The 14,747-nt window shown below is 25.1% G+C and carries 11 protein-coding genes and 1 CRISPR repeat array; of the genes, 4 read left to right on the top strand and 7 right to left on the bottom strand.

The genetic code is table 11. From position 1 onward, the window contains the following. The first annotated feature begins 108 nt into the window (after nt 1–108). The 4 genes from cas9 (at nt 109) to HF862_RS06140 (ending at nt 5,862) form a co-directional block, all read left to right on the top strand. The gene (gene cas9 / locus HF862_RS06155; protein ID WP_170187037.1) at nt 109–3,405 is read left to right on the top strand and encodes a type II CRISPR RNA-guided endonuclease Cas9; all 3,297 of its coding nucleotides are present in this window, start codon (nt 109–111) and stop codon (nt 3,403–3,405) included. Nucleotides 3,406–3,558: 153 nt separating this feature from the next. Then, on the top strand, nt 3,559–4,464 hold the full coding sequence (gene cas1, locus HF862_RS06150) for a type II CRISPR-associated endonuclease Cas1 (RefSeq protein ID WP_170187036.1): 906 nt from the start codon (nt 3,559–3,561) through the stop codon (nt 4,462–4,464). Next, on the top strand, nt 4,454–4,777 hold the full coding sequence (cas2, locus tag HF862_RS06145; protein ID WP_206039040.1) for a CRISPR-associated endonuclease Cas2: 324 nt from the start codon (nt 4,454–4,456) through the stop codon (nt 4,775–4,777). The genes cas1 and cas2 overlap by 11 nt, the downstream gene beginning before the upstream one ends. An 11-nt stretch (nt 4,778–4,788) precedes the next feature. Further along, on the top strand, nt 4,789–5,862 hold the full coding sequence (locus tag HF862_RS06140) for a hypothetical protein (RefSeq protein ID WP_170187035.1): 1,074 nt from the start codon (nt 4,789–4,791) through the stop codon (nt 5,860–5,862). A 33-nt stretch (nt 5,863–5,895) separates the two neighbouring features. Beyond that, nucleotides 5,896–6,987: direct repeats of the CRISPR family, unit length 36 nt; unit sequence GTTTTAGTACCTTGTAAAATTTAAGTATGAAAAAAT. Nucleotides 6,988–7,023: 36 nt separating this feature from the next. Here HF862_RS06140 and der read toward each other — a convergent pair. The 7 genes from der to HF862_RS06105 form a co-directional block, all read right to left on the bottom strand. Continuing rightward, the gene (der, locus tag HF862_RS06135; protein WP_170187034.1) at nt 7,024–8,337 is read right to left on the bottom strand and encodes a ribosome biogenesis GTPase Der; all 1,314 of its coding nucleotides are present in this window, start codon (nt 8,335–8,337) and stop codon (nt 7,024–7,026) included. Nucleotides 8,338–8,425: 88 nt separating this feature from the next. Then, nucleotides 8,426–10,228, bottom strand: coding sequence for a YgiQ family radical SAM protein (locus tag HF862_RS06130; protein ID WP_370456850.1), 1,803 nt, complete (start codon nt 10,226–10,228; stop codon nt 8,426–8,428). Nucleotides 10,229–10,237: 9 nt separating this feature from the next. Then, the gene (locus HF862_RS06125) at nt 10,238–11,632 is read right to left on the bottom strand and encodes an NAD(P)/FAD-dependent oxidoreductase (RefSeq protein WP_170187032.1); all 1,395 of its coding nucleotides are present in this window, start codon (nt 11,630–11,632) and stop codon (nt 10,238–10,240) included. A 12-nt stretch (nt 11,633–11,644) separates the two neighbouring features. Then, complete coding sequence (locus tag HF862_RS06120; RefSeq protein WP_240934798.1) at nt 11,645–12,130, bottom strand: hypothetical protein; 486 nt, start codon at nt 12,128–12,130, stop codon at nt 11,645–11,647. A gap of 14 nt (nt 12,131–12,144) precedes the next feature. After that, nucleotides 12,145–13,269: a ribosome biogenesis GTPase YqeH gene (gene yqeH / locus HF862_RS06115; RefSeq protein WP_170187030.1), complete on the bottom strand. Its 1,125-nt coding sequence runs from the start codon at nt 13,267–13,269 to the stop codon at nt 12,145–12,147. Between the two features lie 14 nt (nt 13,270–13,283). Beyond that, nucleotides 13,284–13,808, bottom strand: coding sequence for an ATP-dependent protease subunit HslV (hslV, locus tag HF862_RS06110; RefSeq protein ID WP_170187068.1), 525 nt, complete (start codon nt 13,806–13,808; stop codon nt 13,284–13,286). 27 nt (nt 13,809–13,835) lie between these two features. Further along, entirely contained in the window at nt 13,836–14,723 is an 888-nt protein-coding gene (locus tag HF862_RS06105; RefSeq protein ID WP_240934797.1) for a tyrosine-type recombinase/integrase, read from the bottom strand. Between the last annotated feature and the right edge of the window lie 24 nt (nt 14,724–14,747).

The raw sequence follows: 14,747 nt of genomic DNA, 5'->3' as shown, positions 1-14,747 counted from the left end.
TTAGGATTGTGACATGGGAATGACAATAGAAAAATAGATAAATTTATATTATGAAAGATAAAAATATGATATACTTATAATAAGAAAATTATAAAAATGGGTGATGTTATGAAATTTAGATTAGGGTTAGATATTGGAATTGCTTCAGTTGGTTGGTGTTTATTAGATGATGATAACAAAATAATAAATGCAGGAGTAAGATTATTTCCTGAAGCTAAAAGTGATGAAAATGGAAAAAGAAGAATGAGAAGGGCTTCAAGAAGATTACTTAGAAGAAGACAACATAGGTTAGAAAGACTAAGAGAATTATTATTTGATTATAAAATCATAGATAATAAGGAATATGATTTCTATACAAATGAAGTTTTACCTTATGAGATTAGAAAAAAAGGATTATATAATCAATTAACAAATAAAGAATTAGCAATAGCTCTTTTTCATTTAATTAAAAGAAGAGGAGCAGGAGAATTTAATATTGAAACTTCAAGTGTAGAAGAAGAATCTACTAAAAATATTTTATCTAAAAATGAAGCTAGATTGAAATCAGAAGATATTTTTGTTTGTGAATTACAATTAGAAGCCTTAAAAGAAAATAAAAAAATAAGAGGAATTGAAAATAATTTTAAAACTACATCATATATAAAAGAAGCTAGTCAAGTTTTAAATACACAAAAAAATTATTTTTCTCAAATTGATGATAAATTTATAGAAAAATATATAAATATTTTAGAAGGAAGAAGAAAATATTATGATGGTCCAGGAAAAACTAGTCCATATAGTTGGAAAGATGAAGAAGAATGGATGGATAATTTAGTAGGAAATTGTTCTTATTTTCCAGAAGAACGCAGAATGGTAAAAAAATCATATACAGCAGAGTTATTTAATCTTTTAAATGATTTTAATAATCTTAATTTAAAAAGAGAAGAGAATACTAAACTAACAAAAGAAGAAAAGTTAAGATTAATAGAAATCTTTAAAAAAACAAAAGAAGTTTCTCTTAAAACAGTAGCAAAAACTTTAAAAATAGATGAAAATGATATTTCAGGATATAGAATAAATAAGGATAATAAAGCTATATTTACATCTTTAGAAAGTTATATAGAAATAAATAAGATTTATTTTTGTAATGATACAGATATTTTAAATGAAATTGGAAAAATTGCAACTTATTATCAAGATGTAAATACAAGAACTTTAAAATATAATGAATTGTTTAGTGAAAAGAAAATAGAAATTGATAATGAAATAGTAGAAAAATTAGCAAATAAATTAAAATATACAGGAACTCATTCTTTATCTAAAAAAGCTATGGATTCAATAATGGAAGATTTATTAGAAACTTCTAAAAATCAAATGGAACTTTTTACAGAAAAAGGAATCATTCCATATAAAATGGATTTTAGAAGTGAAAAATATAAATATATTCCAAAAACTTTTGTAGATAATTGGGTAGTAAGTCCAGCAGTAAAAAGGTCTATGATTCAGAGTATAAATGTAATTAATGAAATTTTAGCTCTTTATGGAATTCCTGATGAAATTGTAATAGAACTTGCTAGAGAAAAAAATTCTGATGAAGCTAAAAATATACAAAAAGAAATCCAAAAAAGAAATGAAGTTGAAAAAAATAAAATAAAAGAAATTTTAGCAGAAAGAAAACTTGATAAAAAATATTTTGAACTTATTAGATATTGGGATAAACAAGATGGAAGATGTATGTATTCTAATGAATATATTCCAATAGAAAATTTAATAGAAAATCCACTTGCTTATGAAATAGACCATATAATACCTCGTTCTATATCTTTTGATGATAGTCAAGATAATAAAGTTTTTGTAAAAAGAATAGAAAATCAAAATAAAGGTCAAAGAAGCCCTTATGAATATTTTTCTTTAAGTGGTACTAATAGAAGTTATGAAGATTTTAAAAAGCAAGTGTTAGAAATGTATAATAGAAAAATGATTTCTATGAAAAAAAGAGATAATCTTTTATTAGAAGAAGAAATTACAAAATATTCTCCTAATTTTATAGCTCGTAATTTGGTAGATACTCGTTACTCTACAAGAGAACTTATGAATTTGTTAAGAAGATTTTTTATTGATAAACAAAAAAATGTTAAAATAAAATCTATTAAAGGAAGCTTTACAAGTCAAATTAGAAAACAATGGGATTTAACTAAATTAAGAGATGTATCACATATTCATCATGCACAAGATGCCTTTATTATTTTAATGGGAGAAAAAATTCTTAATAATTTAAGATGGGTTAAGGAATATTACCATAAAGATGAAAATATTAGATATCATATTAGGACAGGAGAAATTTTAGATGATAAATCTTTTAAAGAATTGTTTAATTATGAATATTCAAAAATTATAAAAAATTATAAAGATTTTAAATTTTCTTATTTTGTAGATAAAAAACCTAATCGTCAACTTATGAATGAAACTATTTATAGTACTAGAAAATATATAGAACAAGATAAAAAAGGTAAACCAATAGAAACAGAATATGTTATAGGAAAAATTACAGATATATATGATAAAAAAAGTAAAATTGTTAAATATTTTTCTGATGAAAAATTATATAAAGACCTTTTAGTATATCATAATGACAGACAAACTTTTGATAAAATGTTAAAAATATTTAATGAATATGGAGGAAAAACTGCTAAAGTAAATCCGTTTACTAAATATTTTGAAGAGTTTGGACCGATTACAAAATATGCTAAAAAGGATAATGGACCAGCTATAACAACTTTAAAATATAGAGTTTCTCAATTGGGAAATCATTTAGATATAACACATAAATATAATACTACTAAGAAAAGAATAATAATGGATACAATTCCAACATATAGAGCTGATGTCTATTTTAATGGAAAAGAATATAAGTTTGTAAGTACTAGATATTTAATGTTGAGGGATAAAGGAAATTACTTTGAAATAGATAATGTAAAATATGAAAATGAAAAATTAAGAAAAGGAATAGATAAAAGTTATAAATTTGAATTTTCTATTTATAATGGAAATATTATAAAAATAACTAAAAAAGATGGTAGCATAGAAAAAGTTAGATTTAAAGGTGTCAATAATGATGAAAGAAAATATATAGAAGTTGATTTGATAGATAAAAATTATGGAAATGTAATTGAAATTTTAAAAAGCTTAAAAGAGTTATCAAAAAATAATAAAGAATATCCAATAGAAGACACTATAAATTTACTTTTTAAGAAAAATTTATCAAATGAGGAAGCCAATATATTTTTAAATAAATTACCACTAAGTTCTAAACAAAAAATTATAACTATTGGAAAAGATGTAGTTAAATTTGAAAAAATTCATACTAATATGTTAGGAAAAGAGTATGTGGCAAAAGATAGGTTTGAAAATATTATAAAAAAATAGTTGAAATAAAAAAGTAAAAATGTTATACTGTGAATGACAAAGGACGCTTTGTCTTCATACTTAAATTTTTCAAGACCTACTAAAATAAGGTCTTGTACCGGAATCGTCCCTCTTTTGAGGGACTTTTTCTTTTTTTGAATTTTTGGAGTAAAATTGAGTTGGAGAACGATCTATATAACTGAAAGTGAGAGATTATCTCTTTATTTAGATAGCTTAATGATAATAAAAAACGGTGAAGAATATAAAATTCCTTTAAAAGACATTGGAAGTATAATTTTAGAAGATAATAGAACATCTTTAACTGTAAAACTTATGAATAAAATTACTGAATATAATATTTTATTAATATTTTGTGATGATAAATACAATCCAACAACTATGATTTTTCCTTTAAATAGTTATTTTAGACAATATAAAATAGTTGAAGAACAAATTAATTGGGATAATAATCTAAAAAAATTGTTATGGAAAGAAATTGTAAAAGTAAAATTAGAAAATCAAAAAGAAATTCTAAAGAAATTAAAAAAAATAGGAGAAACAACTATACTTTTAGATAAATATATATCTGAAGTAAAAGAAAATGACTTAGAAAATAGAGAAGGTCTTGGGGCAAAAATATATTTTAGAGAATTGTTTGGAGAAAACTTTATAAGGGGTAATAATGATGTTGTAAATAGTGCTTTGAACTATGGATATACTATTTTTAATAGTAAAATTTCTAGAATAATAGCAAGTAAAGGACTATTAACTTATTTAGGTATACATCATAAAAATGAATATAATCAATTTAATTTAGCTAGTGATATTATAGAAGTATTTCGTCCTATTATAGATTATTATGTTTTTTTAAACATAAAAGAAAGTGAGTATTTTTCACGAGAAGATAGAATAGAACTTATCAATCTTTTAAATAGTAAAATTAAATATAATTCTTATATGGAAACTGTTTATAATTCTATGGAAAAGTACATAGAATTTATTATAGAATTTTTCAAAACAGGAAAATTTAATAAAAATAAAATGCCATATCTTGAAATAATAGAGTTTTATGAGTTATAAATACATGCGACTTTTAATTATGTTTGACCTTCCAATGAATGATAATTTTGAAAAAAAAGAGTATAGGGAGTTCAGACATTTTTTAATAGAAAATGGATTTTTAATGTTACAATATTCTGTATATACAAGAATATGTACAAATCAAGCTATGGCAGATAATTATATAAAAAAGATTGAAAATTATATTCCAACTGATGGTTCTATAAGAGGACTTATAATAACAGAAAAACAATATGAAAAAATGAAAATATTTTTAGGTAAAAAAAGTAAGCAAGAAAGTATAATAACAGATAAAAAAATGATAATTTTTTAAAAGGAGAAACTATGTTAGAGATAAATAATTTTAGAAATATCTCTTTTCTTCAATTTAAAAATAGAAATTATACTGTTCTTACAGGAGATGATGAGATACTACTAAAAAATATTTGTGATAGTATATATTTTTATTTTTCAGGAAAAAAGATAGGAAAAAATGATAAAAACTTAGATGATTTAAAATTAAATATAGTAAATTATTTTTCAAGAAAAAAAGAGCCTATTTCTTCAAAAGAATGTATATATCTTGATAAAGAAAATTTAGATATAGAATTTGAATTAGGAAGTAAAAGTGAATTATATTCAAAACTAAACAATTTTTTTAAAGAAAAATTACCAACAGAACCTTTGCTTATAACAATTAATAATTTAATAAAGGATTTAGAAATAGAAGAAACAACAGAAAATTTATCAAAAGAAATTACAAAATATAGTAATTTAGATATTATATTTTCCTTTAATGAATTAACTTCTTCTGATTTAGTAAAAAAGATAAATATAATTATAAAAAAAGAAAATAAAGAAATTATAATGAATGATTTAAGTACTTTTGAAAAAATAAAATTAAATTTAGGAATTTTAGAAAAAGAAAATATAAAGGATAAAATATTTATTTTTCTTTTTCCTGAAAGAAGTTTATCTTTAAAAGAATTAATGAAATTAAAAAAATTTCTAAAAAATCTTTCTATTGATAATCAAGTTATAATAGCAACCTTTTCAAAATATCTTTTTGATTTTTCTAATTTAGATTTGATTAATATTTATCAAGAAAATAAGTTAAAAAATTTTTTATTAGAAGATGAAGTAATAAATAAGTTTGAAGAAAATTATCCTATTTTAGAAACAGAAGAAAATATAAAAAATAAATTAAAGTTTGTTTTGGAATTATATTTAGGAGAGATTTTTTATAAGGATACTATATCTAACAAATTTATTTTAGATGAAAGTAGATGTTTTATAGAAAATTATGAATATATATTTTTATTATTATTTTATTTAAAGCTATCAAATATAAAGTATAAAAAGGATATTCTATATGATAACTCTTCTCCATTTTCAAATTATATAGAGAAATTACTTTAAAAACTAGATAAAAAATGTTAAAATAAATTTGAGGTTTTAGTACCTTGTAAAATTTAAGTATGAAAAAATCAGGAATTAGAAAAGAAATAGACAAGCTGTGTTTTAGTACCTTGTAAAATTTAAGTATGAAAAAATCAGGAATTAGAAAAGAAATAGACAAGCTATGTTTTAGTACCTTGTAAAATTTAAGTATGAAAAAATGAATAAAGCAAAAACTAGAATAGAAGATAAGTTTTAGTACCTTGTAAAATTTAAGTATGAAAAAATCGGCCACTTCTGCAACTATTAATGATATTAGTTTTAGTACCTTGTAAAATTTAAGTATGAAAAAATTCTGGTATCCTCCAGCAGTAACAGTAAATTGTTTTAGTACCTTGTAAAATTTAAGTATGAAAAAATTTGTGTCATCCCGCCTTTTATAAAACAAGTGTTTTAGTACCTTGTAAAATTTAAGTATGAAAAAATTATAACAAATTTAAAGAGAGAGAAGAGACAGTTTTAGTACCTTGTAAAATTTAAGTATGAAAAAATTTAGATTTTCTTGAAGTTCGTTTATGATGTGTTTTAGTACCTTGTAAAATTTAAGTATGAAAAAATAAGTGATGATGTATACGAAATAACAATTAGGTTTTAGTACCTTGTAAAATTTAAGTATGAAAAAATCTGCGTCTACTTATAATAACTCTAAAGAAGGTTTTAGTACCTTGTAAAATTTAAGTATGAAAAAATTTAAAAAATTATTTGGAGAAAGCATAATGGGTTTTAGTACCTTGTAAAATTTAAGTATGAAAAAATAATCAAGAAGTTTATTCCCTAGTCCTCCTAGTTTTAGTACCTTGTAAAATTTAAGTATGAAAAAATAGGGAGACCCTGTTATTCTTCCTTTAGGTGGTTTTAGTACCTTGTAAAATTTAAGTATGAAAAAATCAACAGGAAGTATTGAATGGACTGATACCTGTTTTAGTACCTTGTAAAATTTAAGTATGAAAAAATAAAAAGAACAATTGACAGCCGAAATAATTAGTTTTAGTACCTTGTAAAATTTAAGTATGAAAAAATATACATTTCTTCTGAGATTTCTTTAATAGGGTTTTAGTACTTTGTAAAATTTAAGTAAAATAAAAATGTGTAGATATTTTACCTACACATTTTTTTATTTCATTAATTTTTCTTTTCAAAAGAAATCTCTATTGGAGAACCTTCAAATCCAAATGCTTCTCTTAATTTATTTTCTATATATCTAGAGTATGAGAAGTGTACAAGCTCTGGATAATTACAGAATAAAACAAATTTAGGTGGTGCAGTACCAACTTGAGTAGCATAATTGATTTTAGTAACTCTACCTTTTCTTGTAGGAGGTGGATTCATAATAACAGCTTCATTAATAACAGTATTAAGAAGTCCTGTAGAGATAGTTCTAGTATACTCTTCATAGATATTATCAGCTATTTCAAAAAGATTTATAGTTCTTTGTCCTGTTAAAGCTGAAATAAATTCAATAGGAGCATAAGCAAGGAAAGGTAACTCAGCAAGTAAACTTTCTTTCATCTCTTTCATAGTATCCTTAGATTTTTCTATTAAGTCCCATTTATTAACAACTATAACTATTGGTTTCTTTTCTTCATGAGCAATACCAGCTATTCTTTTATCTTGTTCAGTAAGTCCCTCTTTACCATCAAATAATAAGAAACATACATCAGCTCTTTTTATAGCTTTTAAAGCTTTTAATACTGAATAATACTCTAAAGCTTCTTCAACTTTAGATTTTCTTCTAATTCCAGCAGTGTCAATTAAAATATATTTATTCTCATTGAACATTACAGGAGTGTCAATAGCATCTCTTGTAGTTCCAGCAATATTACTTACAATAGTTCTATTTTTTCCACATAATTTATTAACAAGAGAAGATTTTCCAGCATTAGGTTTACCGATAATGGCAATTTTTAATCCATCTTCCTCTTCTTCTGGAATTTCAACAGTATCAATTAATTCCACAACTAAATCTAACATATCTCCTAAGTTTGTTTTATGTTCAGCTGAAATTCCTATAAGATTATCAAAACCTAAAGCCCAGAAATCTATTAAATCATCTTGTTGTTCTGTATAGTTATCTATTTTATTTACACAAAGGATAACAGGTTTTGTTTTTTTTCTAAGATAGTAAGCTACCTCTTCATCTAAAGCTGTAAGTCCAGCTTTTCCATCAACAACAAATAAAATAACATCAGCTTCAGTAACAGCAACCTCAGCTTGTTCTTTTATTTTTGTCATCATAAAATCATTATTTCTAGGTTCTAGTCCTCCAGTATCAACTAAAACAAATTCTCTTCCATTCCATTCAGTATCTCTATAAAGTCTATCTCTTGTAACACCTGGTTGGTCATCAACAATAGCAACTCTATCTCCAACTAGCTTATTAAAAAGAGTAGATTTTCCAACATTAGGTCTTCCAATAATAGCAACAATTGGTTTCATATTTCCTCCTTTATACAAATTTTTTATAATAAAAATTTAAGTTTTTTATCTTAAAGGGTTCAGGATTTAAGATATGAAATTAAATTTATTATCTAGTTTTTTTGAAATTTTTATTTTTAAAATTATTTTTATCAGATTTATTTGATAAAACTTTTTTATCTTTATTAAATGTAGATTTATGAGAAGTATTTTGATTTTTCTCACGAGGAATAATAATATTTTTTTGTTTTTCTTTTTTACCATTATCCTTTTCTACAAATATTTTCTTTTCTGTAAAAGGATTTATCTCTGTATAATACATCAAAGTAGCATAAGTAGATGGTGTAGGGGTAAAGATTTGAACTTGTTCAGGGCTTATTTTTAATTCCTCAGAAGCAAAAATCTTTAAATCTAACATATCTTTTTCGTTACAACCTGGATGAGCAGCTATTAAATAGTAAGTTAAAAATTGTTTTTTATCTAACTTTTTATTTAATTCATAAAATCTTCTTTTAAATTTAATAAGTTCATCTTTTCCAGGCTTTCCCATTAAGTCAAGGATTTTATCCTCTGTGTGTTCTGGAGCAATTTTCATCTGTCCAGATACATGATGAGCAACTATTTCTTCCAAATATTTATCACCATTTACTTTATCTCCTAAGATTAAATCATATCTTATACCAGAAGCAATAAATACTTTTTTTATTTTATCAAGATTTCTTATTTTTGTCAAAATATCAATTTGTTTTTTGTGGTTAGGTTTTAGAGCTGGACAAACATTTGGATAAAGGCATCTTTTATCACTACAAGCTCCAAATTTTAATTTTTTACTACATTCCATTTGATACATATTAGCAGTAGGCCCACCTAAATCTGATATATGACCTTTAAATTTTTTATCCTTAGTAATATCTTTTATCTCTTTTAGTATTGATTCTTCGCTACGAGATGAAACTGTTCTTCCTTGATGAATAGCAATAGCACAAAAATTACATTCTCCATAACAACCTCTATGAGTTGTAAGAGAATATTTTATAGTATCAATAGCTCTTACAAATCCTTGAGCTTTATAATATGGATGTACATCTCTTTCGTAGTCTAAACCATAGATTTCATCAAGTAATTCTTGAGAAAAAGTTTCTGATGGTGGATTTTGTATAAGCCATCTATCTCCATGTTTTTGATTTAATCCCTTAGCTGTAATTGGGTCACAATTTTTATAGAATATATTAAACATATCTATAAATTTAAATTTATCTTCAACACATTCTTCAAAAGATGGAACAGTAATATAATCAGGATTTGCTTCTTTTGAAATATATGCAAGTCCACGAATATTTCTCCAATCTTTGTTGTTTTTTATAGCCTCAGCTAGAGAAAGCATAGATTTTTCTCCCATTCCATAAGAGAGAATATCAGCTTTAGCATCGAAAATAAGAGAACGACGAAGATTATTAGACCAATAATCGTAGTGAGTAATTCTTCTAAGACTTGCTTCTATTCCACCTAAAACAATAGGAATTTTACTGTTTTTAAAAAATCTTCTAATAAGTCCTGTATAAACTATAGAAGCTCTATCAGGACGACGATTATTTTCTCCACCAGGAGTGAAATCATCTTTATGTCTTCTTTTTTTTGTAGCTGTATAATTGGCTACCATTGAATCAACACAACCAGCAGAAACTCCCCAATAAAGTTTTGGTTCACCAAGACGAGTAATATCATCTGGAGAATTTATATCAGGTTGAGCAATAACTCCAACTTTATAACCATTTTTTACAAGCCATTTTCCAATAAGGGCAGTTCCATTGTATGATGAATCAATATAGGTATCTCCTGATATAAGAATTACATCAAGAGAATCCCAACCTAATTTTTTTACTTCTTCTAAAGTAGTAGGTAAAAACATAATTTCCTTCCTTTATATTCTAGTTAGCATATGTCTAACAGCCAATATTCCCATTACAGCAGCAATATTTAATCCACTACCATAACCAGAACCATCTCCAGCAGCATAAAGTCCATCTATATTAGTCATCATATTAGAATCAATTTCCATTCTTGTACTTCTGAATTTTATTTCTGGGAAATAAAGAAGTAAATCAGCAGAAGCAAATCCTGGAGTAATTTTATCATGAGCTTCTATAAACTCAATAATGTTATCTAATATTCTTTTTGGACAAGCAAGAGAAATATCTCCAGCTACATAATCAGAAGTAGTAGGAACAATATTAAGTCTTTCTAATTTTTCTTCAGTAGAACGTTTTCCCTCTTTTAAATCTCCATAAGATTGAAGAAGAAGTTTTCCCCCTGTAAGCATTGATGACATTTTTGCTATAGCTGTAGCATACTCAAATGGTTTGTCAAAAGGTTCTGTAAATGTTTTTGTACATAGTAAAGCTAAGTTTGTATTTTGAGATTTTTTATTTTTATAGGCATGTCCATTGGCTAAAACTACATCATCAGCATGTTTTTCCATAGCTATAAATCCACTAGGATTACTACAGAAAGTTCTCATTTTATCTTTATAAGTTTTTGAATAATATATCATTTTAGCTTCATAGAAATTTTCATTTATTTCTTTCATAACAATATCAGGAATCTCAACTCTAACTCCTACATCAATAGCTCCGTTAGAACATTTAACTCCAGTTTTATGGCACATTTCCATAACTTTTTGAGCTCCACTTCTACCCATAGCAAGTAAAACATTATCAGAATAATATTCTTCTGGCTCACCTTTATATAAAACTTTAGCTCCATAAATTTTTCCATCTTTTATAAGAAGCTCTTCTATATCTCTTTCAACTTTAAACTCTACACCTTTTTCTAAAAGAAAATCTATAAGTTTTGTATATAATTTTCTAGAACCATCAGTTCCTAAATGCATAGTAGGAGTATCTATAAGTTGAACTCTATTCTCTATACATTTTCTTTTTATTTCTATCATAGCTGGATTATATTTAAGTCCTGTAGGCTCTTCATTAAATCCAAATTTTCTATATATATTAACAACATCTTTTATAGTTTCATTAACAATCTCTTTTCCTGTAACTTTATGAACATCTCCTCCAACTTTATAATCCATATTAAATTTTGAGTCAGAGAAAGCTCCAGCTCCACTTACTCCATATATAATAGAACAAGTAGGGCAATTAGCACATTTTCCTGTAAGTTCCTTTGGACAAACTCTATTTTTTAACATTTTTCCTTTATCAATTACTAAAACTTTTAAATCAGGATTTTTTGTTATAGCTTCATAAGCTCCAAAAACTCCAGCTTGTCCACCACCAAGAAAAATTATATCGTATTTCATTTATCCTCCTATTTATCTTCTAGTCCAAATAATATTTTGGAAATAAGCATTTTTTGGTAAATTAGGGTGAATTTCTCCTGTTTGACCAGAAGAATCATATAGCCAACCACCATTTAATTCAGCATTTTTAAAATCATTTGTATCTATAACTTTATTAGTTCTTATTAATTTTTCTGTATCTTCTGTAGGTTTTAAAGAATCATTTCCATAAATATCAGCAAAGGAAATAAGAATTCCTTTTTTATTTGTATAATCTAAAATTCTCAAGTTATCAGCAGCTCCATCTTTACTAAGTTCTGGATAATGTCCAGCTATTTGATAGTATTTTTCAAGTGCTATTCTAAGTTCTATAAGATTTTTTTCTACAATTTCAGCTTTTTTAACATATTTTATTTCATAAAAACTAGGTTTTAAAAAATAAATTCCTAAAAATATAATGGATACAATAATTATTATAATTTCAATATAATATCCCTTTTCTTTTAAAGAGTTAAGCATCATATTATCACCTGTTATCTTTTTGGTTTAATAAAAGCTCTTCTAGTGATAATTTCACCTTTTTTAGGGTAAGTAACTTCTAAATGAAGAGGACCTCTTTTTACAGATAGCCAAGCTAGTCCTTTAAATACCAATTCTTCTCCACTTTCTACAATAAATTCTTCTGTAACCAAATCTTTTAAATCTGGATTTGTATAACATTCTTCACAAGGTGGATAGAATAAATCTCTTCTATTAGAAGATTCTAACTCTTGAGCTTTTTCTAAATTTGTATCGTGATAAGTTATATTTTTAGAAGCATATACAGAGAAAATAGGGTCAAATTCATTTTCACTAAGAACTCTTATTTTTACAAGTCCTCCTATAAATATTACTCTATCTTTTCCTGTTTTATATGTTTTTCTTGAAATCTCCATTGATGGAACTATATCAAGATTACATTTTTCACAAACTAAATCAGAAAATCTTCCTTCAGGAATTAATCCTGGAGTATCTATTAAAGTTATATTTCCATTAGTAATTTTTTTCTTAGAACTTTTCAATGTAGTTCCAGGATATTTTGATTCAGTAGCTATATTTTTTCCAATGATTTTATTTATAATACTAGATTTTCCAACATTTGTAACACCTAAAACTATGGCAGTTACACCCTCAGGGAAAAAGTGATTAAGTTTTTTATAAATTCCACTTATTCCATAACCTTTTTTACTACTTACAATAGCTACATCAAGAGGAGCTATTCCTTCTTCACCAAGACGATATTTTATCCAATCAGCTACTTCTGATGGATGTTTATCATCAGGAATTAAATCTATTTTATTTAAAACTACTATTGAATCCATCTCTCTTAAAATATCTAAAATTTCATAATCAAAAGAACCTTCAAAGTCTATAGCATCAAATATAGCCACAGCCACATTAGCTTCTTTTAAAGTTTCATGAACTTCTTTTCTATAATCAGCTCTTGTAAGATTGATGGGGATATATTCCCCATAATTTTTTATTTTAAAACATCTTTGACAATATAAATCTTTTCCTTGATTTTCCTCTTTTTCTAATACAGATAAAGGTAAAAATCCCTCTTTATTTTTGTCAATTCCTTGTAATTCTACTCCACAACCTACACAGAATTTTGCCATATATCCTCCAAAAATTAAATTTCTTCTACTATAATATTAGAACTTGTATATATACATATAGAACTAGCTATATTTAAAGATTCACGAGCTATTTCAGAAGCTGTCATATTTGTATGTTTAAGTAAAGCTAATCCAGAAGCATAGGCGTAATTTCCACCACTACCAATAGCTATTAAATCTTCTTCAGGTTCTAATATATCTCCATTACCAGATATAGAATAAATTCCATCTTTTCCACCAACTACAAGAGCTGCTTCCATAACTCTTTGGAATTTATCATTTCTAATATCTTTAGCAAGTTCAACAGCTGCTTTTTTTAAATTACCTCTATACTCATCAAGGTATTGTTCAAATTTTTCTTCTAAAACAAAGGCATCAGAAGCTATTCCAGCAAATCCCAAAAGAATATTATGGTCTTTTATTTTACGAATTTTTTTAGCCTTTGATTTTACAATAGTATCCCCTAAAGTAACTTGTCCATCTCCAGCTATAGCTACATTTTCACCTTTTTTTACAATCAAAATTGTAGTTGCTTTCATTTTTTCCACAAAAATATACCTCCATTTTTATGAATTATTATCTATAATATTTAAACTTTTTAATATAATTGGTTTTTTAATAAGTTCTTGATAAATTTTAGTAGTTTCTATATTTAAATGTCCCATAAGTTTTTTTAAATGATAGATATTCATTCCATGAGAAAGCATGTAAGCACCAAAAGTATGTCTAAATATAAATGGGTTTACCTCTTTTTTAATTCCTGCTCTCTTTCCATATCTAACCAATAATCTTCTTAAAGACCTATCGCTTAATCTATCTCCAGAACCATTTACAAAAATAATATCTTCATTATATTTATCTTTATATTTTATTTTTTTTGCTTCTAAATATAATTTTAAATATTTTCTAGTAGTTTCACTAAAAAATATCCGTCTAATCTCTTTTCCATTGGAAATAATTGCTTCTCTTTCATCTATTTTTATAGCTCTTTCACTAAGATTTATAAGCTCAATAGGAGTTATCCCAGAAGAAAAAAGCAATTCTAAAATAAGTCTATCTCTAATACCATTACATTTAGAAGTATCCATAGAATTTCTTAAGATATTTATCTCGTCTAAAGATAAAATTTCAGGAATTTCTATATTAAAATTAGGTGTCTTTATTGGTGCCATCGGATTTTTGTCAATGATTTTATTTTCCATAAGGTATTTAAAAAACACTCTAATAGATGATAATTTTCTACTTAAACTTCTTTTTGTAACATTATCTTTTTGAAGTTTTATAGAAAAATCTCTAATATCAGTAGATGATATTTTCTTTATATCTGTAATATTATTTTCAAGGGAATATTCTAGAAGTTGTTCTAAATCTTTTTTCAAAGATTTTATACTACTGTCTTTTTTTCTAATTGTAAATTCTGAATAGAATAAAAAATCTTTTATAAGCTTTTCCAAAATATCACCTCCATAATAACATTT

The sequence above is a fragment of the Fusobacterium sp. FSA-380-WT-3A genome (assembly GCF_012843705.1).
Taxonomy (GTDB): domain Bacteria; phylum Fusobacteriota; class Fusobacteriia; order Fusobacteriales; family Fusobacteriaceae; genus Fusobacterium_B.
Note: the sequence above shows the minus strand (reverse complement) of the source record. Positions and strands in the feature narration are given on the sequence as shown.